The following is a 15796-nucleotide window of genomic DNA, read 5'->3' on the forward strand; positions in this document are numbered from 1 at the left end:
GGGGCCACCCATGCTAGTGGCCCGACCGTCAAATGACCACCGTCGAATCAGCGGAACGGCGGCTCGTCGAAGCTGCGCAGCTTGCGCGAATGCAGCGAATTGAGTTCGGTGCGCAGCAGGTCCAGCGCCGCGATGCCGATCTTCAAGTGCTGGTTGACCGCTCGCTCGTAGAACGCGTTGGCCGACCCCGGCAGCTTGATCTCACTGTGCAGCGGCTTGTCCGAAACGCACAGCAAGGTGCCGTACGGCACCCGCAGACGATAGCCCTGGGCGGCGATGGTGCCGCTTTCCATGTCCACCGCCACGGCGCGAGACAGGTTGATCAAGGGCCGTTCCTGGGCCCAGCGCAGTTCCCAGTTGCGGTCGTCGTAGGTCAGCACGGTGCCGGTGCGCAGGCGCTTCTTCAGCTCGTCGCCCTTTTCCCCGGTGATGTTCGCCGCGGCCTGCTGGAGCGCCAGTTGCACCTCCGCCAGGGCCGGGATCGGGATGTTCGGCGGCACCACTCGGTCGAGGATGCCATCACGGCGCATGTAAGCGTGGGCCAGCACGTAGTCGCCGATGGTCTGGGACTGCCGCAACCCGCCACAGTGGCCGATCATCAGCCAGCAATGCGGGCGCAGCACCGCCAGGTGGTCGGTGATGTTCTTGGCATTGGACGGGCCGACGCCGATGTTCACCAGCGTGACGCCGTGGCCATCGCTGGCCTGCAGGTGATAGGCGGGCATCTGGTAGCGGTGCCAGACCACCCCGGCGGCGATGGCCGAGGCTTCGCTGTGGTCCATGTGCTTGTCGATGATCACGTTGCCCGGCAACACCATGCGCACGAAGCGCGGGTCGCTGCGCAGTTGCTCAAGGCCATGGACGATGAACTGGTCAACATAGCGGTGATAGTTGGTCAGCAGGATCCAGGGCTGTACATGGCGCCAGTCGCTGCCGGTGTAATGCACCAGCCGACGCAGGGAAAAGTCCACCCGGGCGGCGTCGAACAGCGCCAGGGGCAGCGGATCGGTGTTTTCCCAGTCGTAGAGGCCGTCGGCAATGCCATCGGTGGCGGCCGACAGGTCGGTGCTGGGGAACACCCGCGCCAGCACCGCGGCGGTCACGCCGGAACCGGCCAGCTCATCGCCCTGTTCCACCACGTAGGGATAGGGAATGTTCTGCTCGCTGACGCCCACTTCGACAGTGACGGTGAAGTCGTGCATCAGCGGGACCAACTGCTCCAGCAGGTATTTACGGAACGCGGCCGGATGGGTGACGGTCACGCAGTAGGTGCCCGGCAGCTGGACCTTGGCGTAGGCGCGAGTGGTTTGCGGGACTTCACCGTGGCAGTGGTAGGTCAGGCGCAGGGCGGGGTAGCGAAACAGCGCACGTTGCTCGGCATCCGGCTCGATACGGTCCTTGAGATAACGCATGAGCGCCTGGTTCAGCGCGGTGGTCGCACGCTCGTGCAGGGCCGCCAGACGATCCACGGCTTGTTCGGCGGTTTGAACGACAATAAACGCTTCGGTCACGATCAGCTTCCTGTGTTCTGACTTGCAGGCCCTCATCTTGCCTGCATCGCCGCCCGACGGGAACAGTGGCGTAATGACCGAGCATCACTGCGCCCTCTGTGGGAGCGGGCTTGCTCGCGAAAGCGTCGGCACATTCAGTATCGATGTTGTCTGACACACCGTCTTCGCGAGCAAGCCCGCTCCCACAGGGTTATGTGTTGTGTCTAAAAGCCATGCGGGGTGGAGCGCGTCACGATCGCTTCGACATTCAAGCCCCGAGGCAAGGTGCCGTAGGCACGGCCCGCGGCACCCAGGCGGCTGGCGATGAAGGCATCGCTGACGTCGCTGTTGCCCGCTTCGAGCAACAACCTGGCTTGCAGGCCGACGGCGATGTCTTCGGTCAATTGCCGGGCGCGGTACTGAATGTCGTCGGTGTCCTTGAACGCCGCCTGCAACCGACCGATATGGTCCGCCAGGCGCCGGTCGCCGTGTCCGTCACCCAGTTCGTTGAACAGCACCTCCAACACGCCCGGCTCCTTCGACAACGCTCGCAGCACGTCGAGGCACTGCACGTTGCCGGAACCTTCCCACGTCGAGTTGACCGGCGCCTCCCGGTACAGGCGCGGCAGGATGCTGTCCTCGACGTAACCGGCGCCGCCCATGCACTCGGCGGCCTCGTTGATCATCGCCGGAGCGCGCTTGCAGATCCAGTACTTGCCCACGGCCGTCACCAGCCGGGCGAACCGGGCCTCGTGGTCGTCGCTCAAGTGGTCCAGCGCCCGGCCCATGCGCAGGCTCAAGGCCAGCGCGGCCTCGCTTTCCAGCGCCAGGTCGGCCAGTACGTTCTGCATCAGTGGCTGCTCGCTCAACAGCTTGCCACCGACCTTGCGATGCGCGCAGTGATGGCTGGCCTGGGTCAGCGCCTGGCGCATCAGGGCGCTGGAGCCAACCATGCAATCGAAACGAGTCATGGCGACCATCTCGATGATCGTCGGCACACCGCGCCCTTCCTCGCCGATCATCCAGGCCAACGCCCCGCGGAACTCCACTTCGCTGGAAGCATTGGAACAGTTGCCCAGTTTGTTCTTCAGGCGCTGGATGTAGAACTGGTTACGGGTGTCATCCGGGCGATGGCGTGGCAGCAAAAAGCAGGTCAGGCCCTTGTCGGTCTGGGCCAGGGTCAGGAAGGCGTCGCACATCGGCGCCGAACAGAACCACTTGTGACCCACCAGCTCATAGGCCTGGCCGGGGCCGCTGGGGCCCACCGGGAAAGCCTTGGTGGTGTTGGCCCGAACGTCGGTGCCGCCCTGTTTCTCGGTCATTGCCATGCCGAGGGTGACCCCAGCCTTGTGGGCCATGCCGACGTTGCGCGGGTCGTACTCGGTGGCGAGCACCTTCGGCAGCCAGCGCTCGGCCAGGTCAGGCTGCAAGCGCAGCGCCGGGACACTGGCGAACGTCATGGTCAGGGGGCAGCCGGTACCGGCCTCGGCCTGGCTGTGCAAATAGGTCATCGCCGCACGGGCCACGTGGGCGCCAGGCTGCGGATGGGCCCAAGGCAAACTGGGCAGGCCATGCTCGACGGCGGTGCGCATTAACTGGTGATAGGCCGGATGAAACTCCACCAGGTCGATCCGGTGGCCGTAGCGGTCATGGCTGGCAAAGACCGGTTTATTCTGGTTGGCCAGGAACCCTGCCTCCATCAGCGGCCCGCCGGCCAGCGCCCCGTACGCATCGATCCGCGCCTGCGCCCAGCCCGCCCCAAAACGCAGGGCCCACTGCTGCAGCGGCAGGTCGATGCGATACAGGTTGGCGCCATCCAGGGACGGTGGCTGGTTGGTGACGTCGTGGGTTTCGGCGAACTGGTGCAGGTTCATGACGGGGCTCCTTGGTCAGCCAGCAGAGGTTCAGTTAAGCACCGCCTCCCGGCCGAACAAAGTGTCATATGCGCCTAAATGTCGGCGCGTTCACCCTGCTTCGGACACAGCACCCGCCGCTGGAGCATGGCCTGCAGCGCCTCGAATTTCACCGGTTTGCCCAGGTAATCCACCAGGGCGCCCGACGGGCAGCGCTCATGCCCCAGGTTCGGGCTGACCACCAGTACCGGCAACTCCTCGCAACCGGGCAGCGTGCGAATCTGGCAGCAGACCGACACGCCGTCGAAAGGTGGCGACTGGCAATCAAGCAACACGGCATCAAAACTCTCGCCCTGCAACAGTTCCAGCGCCGCGCGGCCGCTGTCGGCCGTTCGCACTCGGTAACCCAGCTTGAGCAGCATGCCGCGCATCACCAACTGATCGATGCTGTTGTCGTCTGCCAGCAGCACCGTGCAGTCCTGGGGCAAGCGCGCGCCCTGGCGTTCGCCGAACGCGAGCGATGACGGATCAGGCGCGGGCAAGGCGACATCAAATTCGACGTCCAACTGGAAACGACTGCCGCGACCCGGCTCCGAGGTGTGGGTCAGGCGCCCGCCGAGCAACTCCACCAGTTGCCGGCAGATGGCCAGGCCCACGCCGAGGCCGCCGTATTCGCGGGTCATCGAGCCGTCCAGTTGGAAGAATCGCTGGTACAGGGTCGCTTCACCCAGGTCGGTAAAGCCGATACCGGTGTCGATCACCGCGAACGACAACACCAGCCCATCGAGCTGCGTCGACCGGCCGCTGACGCGCAACGCCAGGCCACCGACCCGGGTGAACTTGATGGCGTTGTCCAGAAGGCACTCCAGGCACTGGGCCAGCTTGCAACGGTCGCCCAGCAGCCGATCCGGCAGGCTCGGGGCCACGTCCACCTTGAAATCCAGCCCCTTGGCCGCCGCATTGGCCCCGAACTGCACCTCCAATGCCGCGATCACCTCACGCAAGCTGAACGGAACCGGACAGGCCTTGAGCTTGCCAGCCTGCAGCTCGGTGAGCGTGAGGATGCCGTTGACCATGCGCATCATGTCCCGCGCCGAACCGGCGGCGGTCTGCTGATACTGGGTCATCTCCTCGTCCATCTCGACGGTTTCCATCAACTCCAACGAACCGATCACCCCATTCATTGGCGTGCGCAGTTCATGGGTCAGGGTCGCGAGGAATTCATCCTTGAGCTTGTTGCCCTGGGCCAGTTGCTGGTTGAGCACTTCCAGTTTCTGCCCGGCGTCGAGCAGGATCTGAGCCTGCTGCTCGCGCATGGCATTGATGCGGTCGGCCAGGGCCAGGGACAGCAGCGCAACTTCGATGGCCGAGCCGATCTGGCTGGCGTACATGGTCAGGAACACGTTCGGCAGGTAGCCGAGCACCATCAGCGTATTGACGACGCCGCCCAGCAGAAACGCCGACCAGGCAATGATGAAATACCGCGCCACCCGCAGGCCACGCCACCAGGCAAACAGCCCGGCGGCGAAGATCACCACGGTGAAGACCAGGGCCAGTGCCGTTGCCAGGCGCAACGCCAGGGCATAGCTGGTCATCAACGACAGGCCGACCACCACGGCGCTGTAGGCGATCAGGGCCAACAGCAGCCGATCGAGCCAGCGGCTATGTTGGGCGGTTTGCAGGAAGCTGCGGGCGAACTGGCTGCCAAACAGGCCTGCGCAGCCGATGAAGAAGGGCGTCGCGGCGTTGGCCCACCAGGGGTTGTCCGGCCAGAAATACTCCACGGCCGCGCCGTTGACCGACAACTGGTAGAGACCGAACGAAGCGATGTAAACGATGTAATAGAGGTAGCTGGTGTCCCGCACGCTCAAGTAGATGAACAGGTTGTAGACCAGCATCCCCAACAGCACGCCATAAATGATCCCCAGCACGTACAGGCGCACCGGCTGCTGCTCCAGGTAGGCAGTGCTCGACCACAACGTCAGCGGTGCCTGGATCGACCCCTGGCTTTGCAGGCGCAGGTAGACGGTGCGCTGCTGTTCGGGCTTGAAATCGATGCTGAACAGGTAGTTGTTCTGGCGGATTTCACGACTCGCGAAAGGCAGCGCGTCGCCGGTGCGGCGCACCAACTGATACACCCCGGCAGCATCGGGCAGGTACAGGTCGAGATGGTCCAGCGGCGGATACGCCAACTCCAGCAGCCAGGTGCGCTGGGCGTCCGGGTTCGCGGGGCGGTACTGCAGGTCGACTTTCAACCAGAACGCCGAACGCGAATAACCGGCGTTCAGCGTGGCTTTGTCATGGGGCTTGAAGCCGCCGGCCGCGGCCTGGACCAGGACGTCATCGAGGCTGGCATTGCCGCTCGCGTCCTCGAACACTTGCAGAGCTTGGCCCAGGGGCAGGTTTTGGGTGAACTCATCGAATTCGAGGGCACTTGCCAAGGGGGACAAGCACAGTAACAACATCAACAAATAGCGCATTTAAGCCCCAGCATGGCCTGTCCGGTTGAGTCAGGAAGTCCCCCATTCCCTGAGTAGACGTAAAACCGGCATTACCTGTTATGAGTTGGATCCATCACTAGCATAGCCGTTGATGGCCAATTTGCACCATTGAAATTTTTCCCACAGAAGGCTCTAGAACGGGCGTTCCAGGGGAAAGCATTGAGATAGAGCTGTTGCTTCGGTCAGATTACCGGATAAGCCTCGGGGCCTCGTCACAGGTGCGCGCCGATCGAAGGGTTTGGTGGTAAGCTCGCGCACCATGAATATCTACAGCTCTCGCCCCGTTGTCCTCTGTCTCTCCGGCCACGACCCCAGTGGTGGCGCCGGCTTGCAGGCAGATATCGAAGCCCTGCTCGCCCAGGGCTGTCATGCCGCTCCGGCGGTGACCGCGTTGACCGTGCAAGACACGGTCAACGTCAGTGATTTCCGCGTGCTCGATCGGGCCTGGGTGTTGGCGCAAGCCAATGCCGTGCTCAACGATTCGACGGTGGCGGCGGTCAAGTTGGGCATGCTTGGTTCACTGGAAATGGTCGACACCGTGGTCGAACTGCTCCAGGCGCACCCGCACCTGCCCATGGTTTGCGACCCGGTGCTGCGGGCCGGCGGTGGCGGACGGCTGGGCAAGGACGAGGTCGGCTACGCCATGCGCGAACGCCTCTTGCCCCTGGCAATCATCGCCACGCCCAACCTGCCGGAAGCACGCATCCTCGCCGAACTGCCCGAGGGCAGCGCCGATGAATGCGCCGAAAAACTGCTGCCTTTCGTCAAGCACCTGTTGATCACCGGTGGCCACGGCGATGAACATGAAGTCCATAATCGCCTGTACAGCCGCGATGGCCACCGCGAAACCTTTACCTGCCAGCGCCTGCCCGGCAGCTATCACGGTTCCGGCTGCACCCTCGCCAGCGCCCTGGCCGGCCGCCTGGCCCAGGGCGAACAGCTCGCCAGCGCCGTCAAGACCGCACTGGATTACACCTGGCGCACCCTGCGCGATGCCGAACGGCTGGGCCAAGGCCAGTTCGTGCCGCGTCGCCTGCCGCTGGATTTCTGCTCCTAGCTCCGGAGGCCTGTGGAATGAAATTACGTGGCCTTTACGCCATCACCGACGGCCAACTGCTGGCCGGCAAATTCCTCGCATATGTCGAGGCCGCGCTGGAAGGTGGCGTCGCCCTGTTGCAATACCGCGACAAGAGCAGCGACGAGGCCCGTCGCCTGCGCGAAGCCGAAGCCCTGCGCAACCTGTGCGAGCGCTATAACACCCAGTTGATCATCAACGACGACGCCGAACTGGCCGCGCGCCTGGGCGTCGGCGTGCACCTGGGGCAGACCGACGGCCCGCTGGCCCCGGTGCGGGCGCTGCTGGGAAGCAAGGCGATCATCGGCTCCACCTGCCACGCCAGCCTGGAGCTGGCCGAGCAGGCCGCCGCCGAAGGCGCCAGCTATGTGGCATTCGGGCGCTTCTTCAGCTCCACCACCAAGCCCGGCGCCCCCGGCGCACCGCTTGAGTTACTCGCACAAGCCCATGCCAGGCTGCACGTTCCGGTCTGCGCCATCGGCGGCATCACCCTGGACAACGCCGCCCCGCTGGTGGCCCACGGTGTCGACCTGCTGGCCGTGGTCCATGGCCTGTTCGGCGCCGACAGCAGCGCAGAGGTGACGCGCCGCGCCCGCGCCTTCAACGCCCTACTGCAGCCCCAATAATCTTTTTTTTCGATTTCGAGAGCCCAACCATGTCCCGTTCCGAAACCCTGTTTGCCAATGCCCAGAAACACATTCCCGGTGGCGTGAACTCTCCCGTCCGGGCGTTCAAGAGCGTCGGCGGCACCCCGCTGTTCTTCAAGCACGCCGAAGGCGCGTACGTGACCGACGAAGACGACAAGCGCTATGTCGACTACGTCGGCTCGTGGGGACCGATGATCCTGGGCCACAGCCATCCAGAGGTGCTCGACGCCGTACGCCAGCAACTGGTCCACGGCCTGTCCTATGGCGCCCCCACCGCGATGGAAACCGAAATGGCCGACTTGGTCTGCTCGATCGTGCCGTCGATGGAGATGGTGCGCATGGTCAGTTCCGGCACCGAGGCGACCATGAGCGCGATCCGCCTGGCACGCGGGTTCACCGGTCGCGACAGCATCATCAAATTCGAAGGGTGCTACCACGGCCACTCCGACAGCTTGCTGGTCAAGGCCGGTTCCGGAGCCCTGACCCAAGGCGTCCCGAGCTCGGCCGGCGTGCCAGCGGCGTTTGCCAAGCACACCCTGACCCTGCCGTTCAACGACCTCGAAGAAGTCGAGAAGATGCTCGCCGACGTCGGCCAGGAAGTGGCCTGCATCATCGTCGAGCCGGTGGCCGGCAACATGAACTGCGTACCACCGGCACCGGGCTTCCTCGAAGGCCTGCGTCGCCTCTGCGACCAGCATGGCGTGGTGCTGATCTTCGACGAAGTGATGACCGGTTTTCGCGTGGCCCTCGGCGGCGCCCAGGCCCACTATGGCGTGACGCCGGACCTGAGCACCTTCGGCAAGATCATCGGCGGCGGCATGCCGGTGGGCTGCTTCGGCGGCAAGCGCGCCATCATGGAATGCATCGCCCCACTGGGCCCGGTCTACCAGGCCGGTACGCTGTCGGGCAACCCACTGGCCATGGCCGCTGGCCTGACCACCTTGCGCCTGATCAGTCGCCCGGGCTTCCATGCCGAGCTGACCGACTACACCACGCGCCTGCTCGACGGCTTGCAGGTTCGCGCCGACGCGGCCGGCATCCCGTTCGTCACCACCCAGGCCGGCGGCATGTTCGGCCTGTACTTCAGCGGTGCCGATGACATCGTCACCTTCGAAGACGTCATGGCCAGCGACGCCGATCGCTTCAAGCGTTTCTTCCACCTGATGCTCGAAGGCGGCGTATACCTGGCGCCGAGCGCGTTCGAAGCCGGCTTCACCTCCATCGCCCATGGCGAGGCGGAGCTGAAAATCACCCTCGACGCAGCCGAGCGAGCGTTCGCAGCCTTGAAATAAGCCTGTGGATAACTGACGCTGGCTGATGCCGGCGTCAGTGATTGCCGACAACCTCCTATCCTTTTCCTACGGATTTCGCCGCGAAGCAGCCGTTGGCATTCCCTCGCAGCAGAAAAACGAGTAAAGACTTTGTAAGGATGGCCCCGCTTATTTCATAATGCGCGCTTATTGGATCCCCCGGAGGGTCCGCGCGCCCCTCAGAGGTAAGTCGATTCCCATGAACCGCACCGGCCGCACCCTTGCCTTGGGCTGCCTGTTGCTCCTTCAGCCCCTGCTGGCGAATGCACAGGCAGGCGGCAACTCGTTGTTGATCCCGGCGCTGGGCCGTTGCACGCTCAACACCCAGCCACAAGATCTCGCACCGGCCCTCGACGCCTGTCAAAAAGCGGCGGATGCAGGCGATGCGCAGGCACAGTACGAGTTGGGCGAGTTCTACTACGAAGGCAAGGCTGCGCCGCGCGACCTCAAGCAAGCCCTCGACTATTTCGAAAAAGCCTCGCTGCAAGGCCATGCCCAGGCGCAATTCAAGCTGGGCGGCATGTTCTTTCATGGTGAAGGCGTACCCGCCAACAATGTCCAGGCCTACATCGTCCTGAAGATGGCGGCGGTCAACGGCGCCGAAGACGCCCTGGACACCGCCGACGAAGTCGCCGAGCAAATGCCCCGCGACGAGCTGGAAGTGGCCACCCAGGTGCTCGGGCAGATCTTTCGCAAGTACCTGATGGAATTGCAGAACGCCGATGGGCGTACGCCTTTTTCGCCGCTGCCCTGAAACCGCAGCCCCCCAGTGGCTGGGAGTATCTTATTGTGGCGAGGGAGCTTGCTCTCGCTGGGTTGCGAAGCAACCCCAAAGATCCTGGGAGCGCTTCGCACTCCAACGGGAGCAAGCTCCCTCGCCACAAAGTCCGCTTGCAGCAACCAAGAGGCTTTACGCCTTACTTCTCAGGCATCGGCATCGGAAACGGCATCACATTGCCCACCCCAGCGCGGGCTTCGCTGATTTTCGGCGTGCCCAGGCGTTCGACTTCGTCGATGCGCACGATCGAGTGCATGGGCACGAAACTGCGTACCACGCCCTCGAACTGAGCCTTGAGCTTTTCCTCGCTCGGGTCGACGACCACTTGCGTGCGCTCCCCAAAGACGAATTCTTCCACTTCCAGGAAGCCCCACAGATCGCTCTGGTAGATCTGCTTGGCGTACATTTCGAACACCTGGCCCTGGTTGAGGAAAATCACCTTGTAGATTGGAGCTTCACGTTTGGTCATGGCTGGCGAAACACATCGGCGGGTAAAAATGAGGGCGCAAACTATAGCATAGCCACTGCTCCGGCAGCGGTAGGAACCCGCTGACTTGTTCCCTATAATGCGCGGTTCTTTGAATCACGTGATGACCCGTCCATGGCCAAGAAGCTTTACATCGAAACCCACGGTTGCCAGATGAACGAGTACGACAGCTCGCGCATGGTCGATCTGCTGGGCGACCACCAGGCCTTGGAAGTCACTGCCCGCGCCGAAGACGCGGACGTGATCCTGCTCAACACCTGCTCGATCCGCGAACGTGCCCAAGACCGGGTGTACTCCCAGCTCGGCCGCTGGCGCGAGCTGAAGCTGGCCAACCCGGACATGGTCATCGCCGTGGGCGGCTGCGTGGCCAGCCAGGAAGGCGCCGCCATCCGCGACCGCGCGCCGTACGTGGACGTGGTCTTCGGCCCGCAGACCTTGCACCGCCTGCCCGAGATGATCGACGCCGCGCGTGTGACCAGGCTGCCCCAGGTGGACGTTTCGTTCCCGGAGATCGAAAAGTTCGACCACCTGCCCGAACCACGCATCGACGGCCCGAGCGCCTATGTCTCGGTGATGGAAGGTTGCAGCAAATACTGCACCTTCTGCGTCGTGCCCTACACCCGCGGCGAAGAGGTCAGCCGGCCGTTCGACGACGTGATCGCCGAGATCATCCACCTGGCGGAAAACGGCGTGCGCGAAGTGACGCTGCTGGGCCAGAACGTCAACGGCTATCGCGGCCTGACCCACGATGGCCGCCTGGCGGATCTCGCCGAGCTGATCCGCGTCGTGGCCGCGGTGGACGGCATCGACCGCATCCGCTACACCACCTCGCACCCGCTGGAGTTCTCGGACAGCCTGATCCAGGCCCACGCCGAGGTCCCGGAACTGGTCAAACACCTGCACCTGCCGGTGCAATCGGGTTCCGACCGGATCCTCGCTGCCATGAAACGCAACCACACGGCCCTGGAGTACAAATCCAAGCTGCGCAAGTTGCGGGCCGCCGTGCCGGGCATCTGCATCAGCTCGGACTTCATCGTCGGCTTCCCTGGCGAAACCGAGAAGGACTTCCAACAGACCATGAAGCTGATCGAAGACGTCGGCTTCGACTTCTCCTATTCCTTCGTCTACAGCCAGCGCCCCGGCACGCCGGCGGCCGACCTGGCGGACGACACCCCCGAAGAGTTGAAAAAAGAACGGCTCAACGCCCTGCAACACCGCCTGAACCAGCAAGGTTTCGAGATCAGCCGACAAATGGTCGGCTCCATCCAGCGGATCCTGGTGACCGATTACTCGAAGAAAGACCCCGGCGAATTGCAGGGACGCACGGAAAACAACCGCATCGTCAACTTCCGTTGCGACACCCCAGCCCTGATCGGCCAGTTCGCCGACGTGCACATCGACGCCGCGCAACCGCACTCCCTGCGCGGCTCCTTGATCCAGTAGTACCTCAGTTTCCTGTGGGAGCGAGCTTGCTCGCGATAGCGGTTCGGCACTCAACATCTGCGTTGAATGTGACCCCCTCATCGCGAGCAAGCTCGCTCCCACCAGGGCCACACCAAGCCCTGTGATCGAATTGCCCCGCTTAAGAGCTTTCGCACCCAGCCTACTGGCGCTATCCTTGGTTTCATCTCAATTGCCCCTGGGCGGCTAAAAACGACCTTGAACGCACCCATCGAACCTCATCGTTTCATTCTCGAGCCCTTTGAGGCTCGCCGCTTCGCCAATCTGTGCGGGCAATTCGACGAGCACCTGCGCTTGATCGAACAGCGCCTGGCCATCGAGATCCGCAACCGCGGAAACCAATTCGAGCTGATCGGCGAACCCAAGCACACCACCTCCGCGGAAAACCTGCTGCGCCGCCTCTACCGGGAAACCAAGGGGAGCGAGTTGTCGCCAGACACCGTGCACCTGTTCCTCCAGGAGTCGGCGGTCGAAGAGCTGGACAACCCCGCGCCTTCGGAACCGGCGGTCGCCCTGCGCACGAAGAAGGGCATGATTCGCCCGCGCGGCCTGAACCAGCAGCGCTACGTGAAGGAAATCCTGGGTAACGACATCAATTTCGGCATCGGCCCGGCCGGTACCGGCAAGACCTACCTGGCCGTGGCCTGCGCCGTCGACGCGCTGGAGCGCGAACAGGTACGGCGCATCCTGCTGGTGCGCCCGGCGGTCGAAGCCGGGGAAAAACTCGGCTTCCTGCCCGGCGACCTGAGCCAGAAGATCGATCCCTACCTGCGCCCGCTCTACGACGCGCTGTATGAAATGCTGGGCTTCGAATACGTCGCCAAGCTGATCGAGCGCCAGGTCATCGAGGTCGCCCCGCTGGCCTACATGCGTGGTCGCACCCTGAACAACAGCTTCATCATCCTCGACGAAAGCCAGAACACCACGGTCGAGCAGATGAAAATGTTCCTGACCCGGATCGGCTTCGGCTCCACCGCGGTCATCACCGGCGACATCACCCAGGTCGACCTGCCTCGCGGCACCAAGTCCGGGCTGAACCATGTCATCCAGGTGCTCAAGGATGTGCCAGGCATCAGCTTCACGCACTTTTTGCCCAAGGACGTGGTCCGTCATCCGCTGGTGCAGCGCATCGTCGAAGCCTACGAGCGCTTCGAGAGCCGCGCCGACGAAGACACGGTCGAAGGCAAGGGCAGCCGCCACAATGCTTGAACTCGACCTGCAACTGGCCAGCGAATGCCCGGCCCCCAGCGAAACCCAGTTCCGCCAATGGTGTGAACTGGCCTTGCGCCAGCGCAGCGCCGATTCGGAGCTGACGATCCGCCTGGTGGATGAGCCCGAAGGCCGCGAACTGAACCACACCTGGCGGCAGAAAGACTACGCCACCAACGTGTTGTCATTTCCCGCCGACGTGCCCGACGAACTGCTCGACATCCCGCTGCTGGGCGACCTGGTGATCTGCGTCCCGGTGGTGGAGCGCGAAGCGCGCGAACAAGGCAAGACTGGCGAGGCCCACTGGGCCCATCTGGTGATTCACGGCTGCTTGCATCTGCTCGGTTACGACCATATAGAAGATGACGAAGCCGAGGAAATGGAAGCACTGGAACGAACGTTGCTTGCAGAGCTGGGTCATCCCGACCCTTATGCCGGCGACGAACACTGATACATCAACCTGTAACGACAAAGGATTCAGAGTAATCGCTATGAGCGAAGATCGATCGAGCAACGGGCAGAAGTCTTGGCTGGGCAAGCTCACCCAGGCTTTTGCCCATGAGCCGAAAAACCGCCAGGAGCTGCTGGAGCTGCTGCGCGATGCACACCAGAACAAACTGCTGGACAGCGAAGCGCTGGCCATCGTCGAAGGCGCCATCCAGGTCGCTGACCTGCAAGTACGCGACATCATGGTCCCGCGCTCGCAGATGGTCAGCATCAAGGCGACCCAGACACCCCGCGAGTTCCTGCCCGCCGTGGTCGACTCCGCTCACTCGCGCTACCCGGTCGTCGGCGAAAGCCATGACGACGTCATGGGTGTGCTGCTGGCCAAGGACCTGCTGCCGCTGATCCTTCAGGAAAACGGCGACAGCTTCAACATCAAGGACCTGCTGCGTCCGGCCACCTTCGTGCCCGAGTCCAAGCGCCTGAACGTGCTGCTGCGTGAATTCCGCGCCAACCACAACCACATGGCCATCGTCATCGACGAATACGGCGGCGTGGCCGGGCTGGTCACCATCGAGGACGTGCTCGAGCAGATCGTCGGCGACATCGAGGACGAGCACGATGTCGAGGAAGACAGCTACATCAAGCCCCTGCCCAGCGGCGACTTCCTGATCAAGGCCCTGACGCCGATCGAGAACTTCAACGAATTCTTCGACAGCCAATTCTCCGACGATGAGTTCGACACGGTCGGCGGCCTGGTGATGAGCGCTTTCGGGCACCTGCCCAAGCGCAACGAAACCACGGAAATCGGCTCCTGGCGCTTCCGCATCCTGAACGCCGACAGCCGTCGGATTCACCTGCTGCGCCTGTCGCCCATTGCCCGATAAACCCTGCGAGACCCGCTAAGGACACACATGCGCTGGATAAACCGCCCCGGCTGGCCCGGTAACCTGCTGGCCGTGGCGGCCGGCGCGATCACCACCCTGGCCCTGGCACCGTTCGACATCTGGCCGCTGGCACTGCTGGCGGTCGGGCTGTTCTATGCCGGCTTGCGCGAGCTATCGCCACGCCAGGCCCTCGGCCGAGGCTGGTGCTTCGGTTTTGGTCTATTCGGCGCCGGCACCAGCTGGATCTACGTCAGCATCCACAACTTCGGTGGTGCCTCGGTGCTGCTGGCCGGGTTGCTGATGCTGCTGTTCATCGCCGCCATTGCCTGGTTCTTTGCCCTGCCTGCCTGGCTGTGGGCGCGCTGGCTGCGGCGCAACGAAGCGCCGCTGGCCGATGCCCTGGCGTTCGCCGCGCTGTGGTTGGGCCAGGAAGCCTTCCGTGGCTGGTTCCTCACCGGGTTCCCGTGGCTCTATTCCGGCTACAGCCAGCTCGATGGTCCCCTGGCCGGCCTCGCGCCAGTGGGTGGGATGTGGCTGATCTCCTTCACCCTGGCACTGACGGCGGCGCTGCTGTACAACGCGCGCCGGTTGATCGGCACCGGGCGCAAGGGCTTCATCGCCGCCGGCGTGGTGTTGCTGGTCGGTCCGTGGGTGGCCGGCATGGCGCTCAAGGGGCATGCATGGACCAGCCCTTCGGGCGACCCGCTGAGCGTCGCGGCGATCCAGGGCAACATCGAACAAAGCCTGAAGTGGGACCCGGAACAGCTCAACGCCCAATTGGCGCTGTACCGCGACATGAGCTTTACCTCCAAGCGCGTCGACCTGCTGGTCTGGCCAGAGACAGCGGTCCCGGTGCTCAAGGAGTCGGCCCAGGGCTACCTGGACATGATGGGCAGCTTCGCCGCCGAGCGGCATTCGGCGCTGATCACCGGCGTGCCGATTCGCCAACTGGTGCGCCACGAAAAGCGCTACTTCAACGGCATCACCGTGACCGGCGAAGGCGACGGCACCTACCTCAAGCAAAAACTCGTGCCGTTCGGCGAATACGTGCCCCTGCAGGATCTCCTGCGCGGACTGATCGCGTTCTTCGACCTGCCCATGTCGGACTTCGCCCGGGGCCCGGCCGACCAGCCGTTGCTGCAGGCCAAGGGTTACCAGATCGCGCCGTTCATCTGCTATGAAGTGGTCTACCCGGAGTTCGCCGCCGGCCTCTCGGCGCGCAGCGACCTGCTGCTGACCATCAGCAACGACACCTGGTTCGGCACCTCGATCGGCCCGTTGCAGCACCTGCAAATGGCCCAGATGCGCGCCCTCGAAGCCGGACGCTGGATGATCCGCGCCACCAACAACGGCGTCACCGGCCTGATCAACCCCTTCGGCCAGATCACCGCGCAGATCCCGCAGTTCGAGCGCGGCATCCTGTATGGCGAAGTGGTGCCGATGCACGACCTGACGCCCTACCTGCAATGGCGCTCGTGGCCGTTGATCAGCCTGTGCGTGCTACTGCTGGGCTGGGCCCTGATGACGGGCCGGATGGCCAGGACGGTATAACCCGTTCCCCATCTGAATGAAAAACCCCGTGGCGAGGGAGCTTGCTCCCGCTGGACTGCGGCAGCAGGCCCCTGTTTTTAGGGGCCGCTTCGCGCCCCAGCGG

13 protein-coding genes are annotated in these 15796 nt (G+C 63.8%); 9 read left to right on the forward strand and 4 right to left on the reverse strand.

Annotated features, from left to right (window positions below):
* Positions 1 to 47: 47 nt before the first annotated feature.
* The 3 genes from amn to V3H56_RS23755 all read right to left on the reverse strand — a co-directional run bounded on the left by amn (position 48) and on the right by V3H56_RS23755 (position 5823).
* Entirely contained in the window at positions 48 to 1547 is a 1500-nt protein-coding gene (amn, locus tag V3H56_RS23745) for an AMP nucleosidase (protein WP_161796129.1), read from the reverse strand.
* Positions 1548 to 1714: 167 nt separating this feature from the next.
* Positions 1715 to 3364, reverse strand: a complete 1650-nt coding sequence (locus V3H56_RS23750) for an acyl-CoA dehydrogenase family protein (RefSeq protein ID WP_042732664.1) — start codon at positions 3362 to 3364, stop codon at positions 1715 to 1717.
* Positions 3365 to 3438: 74 nt separating this feature from the next.
* A complete protein-coding gene (locus V3H56_RS23755; protein ID WP_338473927.1) occupies positions 3439 to 5823 on the reverse strand; it encodes a 7TM diverse intracellular signaling domain-containing protein in 2385 nt (794 codons plus the stop codon).
* A gap of 280 nt (positions 5824 to 6103) precedes the next feature.
* Between V3H56_RS23755 and V3H56_RS23760 the strand changes: the two genes are divergently transcribed.
* The 4 genes from V3H56_RS23760 (at position 6104) to V3H56_RS23775 (ending at position 9630) form a co-directional block, all read left to right on the forward strand.
* Positions 6104 to 6901 (forward strand): hydroxymethylpyrimidine/phosphomethylpyrimidine kinase, encoded by a 798-nt coding sequence (locus tag V3H56_RS23760; protein ID WP_047736333.1) that lies wholly within the window; start codon positions 6104 to 6106, stop codon positions 6899 to 6901.
* 17 nt (positions 6902 to 6918) lie between these two features.
* Complete coding sequence (thiE, locus tag V3H56_RS23765) at positions 6919 to 7545, forward strand: thiamine phosphate synthase (RefSeq protein ID WP_042732297.1); 627 nt, start codon at positions 6919 to 6921, stop codon at positions 7543 to 7545.
* Positions 7546 to 7574: 29 nt separating this feature from the next.
* Entirely contained in the window at positions 7575 to 8858 is a 1284-nt protein-coding gene (gene hemL / locus V3H56_RS23770) for a glutamate-1-semialdehyde 2,1-aminomutase (protein ID WP_042732296.1), read from the forward strand.
* Positions 8859 to 9075: 217 nt separating this feature from the next.
* Positions 9076 to 9630 carry a tetratricopeptide repeat protein gene (locus V3H56_RS23775; RefSeq protein WP_042732295.1) on the forward strand — a complete coding sequence of 185 codons (555 nt, stop codon included), beginning with the start codon at positions 9076 to 9078 and terminating at the stop codon, positions 9628 to 9630.
* A gap of 163 nt (positions 9631 to 9793) precedes the next feature.
* Here V3H56_RS23775 and V3H56_RS23780 read toward each other — a convergent pair whose 3' ends face one another.
* On the reverse strand, positions 9794 to 10123 hold the full coding sequence (locus V3H56_RS23780) for a DUF1820 family protein (RefSeq protein WP_047736335.1): 330 nt from the start codon (positions 10121 to 10123) through the stop codon (positions 9794 to 9796).
* Positions 10124 to 10255: 132 nt separating this feature from the next.
* On the opposite strand from V3H56_RS23780, the gene miaB reads away from it, so the two are divergent.
* The 5 genes from miaB to lnt all read left to right on the forward strand — a co-directional run bounded on the left by miaB (position 10256) and on the right by lnt (position 15693).
* Positions 10256 to 11584: a tRNA (N6-isopentenyl adenosine(37)-C2)-methylthiotransferase MiaB gene (gene miaB / locus V3H56_RS23785; protein ID WP_053144189.1), complete on the forward strand. Its 1329-nt coding sequence runs from the start codon at positions 10256 to 10258 to the stop codon at positions 11582 to 11584.
* A gap of 216 nt (positions 11585 to 11800) precedes the next feature.
* Positions 11801 to 12811: a PhoH family protein gene (locus V3H56_RS23790; protein WP_338473928.1), complete on the forward strand. Its 1011-nt coding sequence runs from the start codon at positions 11801 to 11803 to the stop codon at positions 12809 to 12811.
* Positions 12804 to 13262, forward strand: a complete 459-nt coding sequence (ybeY, locus tag V3H56_RS23795; RefSeq protein WP_042732441.1) for an rRNA maturation RNase YbeY — start codon at positions 12804 to 12806, stop codon at positions 13260 to 13262. The genes V3H56_RS23790 and ybeY overlap by 8 nt, the downstream gene beginning before the upstream one ends.
* Before the next feature lie 40 nt (positions 13263 to 13302).
* Entirely contained in the window at positions 13303 to 14142 is an 840-nt protein-coding gene (locus V3H56_RS23800) for an HlyC/CorC family transporter (RefSeq protein ID WP_025215634.1), read from the forward strand.
* A 27-nt stretch (positions 14143 to 14169) separates the two neighbouring features.
* Positions 14170 to 15693: an apolipoprotein N-acyltransferase gene (gene lnt, locus V3H56_RS23805; protein WP_047736338.1), complete on the forward strand. Its 1524-nt coding sequence runs from the start codon at positions 14170 to 14172 to the stop codon at positions 15691 to 15693.
* Positions 15694 to 15796: the final 103 nt, after the last annotated feature.

Origin of the sequence: Pseudomonas sp. MS646 (assembly GCF_036693845.1) — a bacterium.
Classification (GTDB): Bacteria; Pseudomonadota; Gammaproteobacteria; order Pseudomonadales; family Pseudomonadaceae; genus Aquipseudomonas; species Aquipseudomonas chlororaphis_E.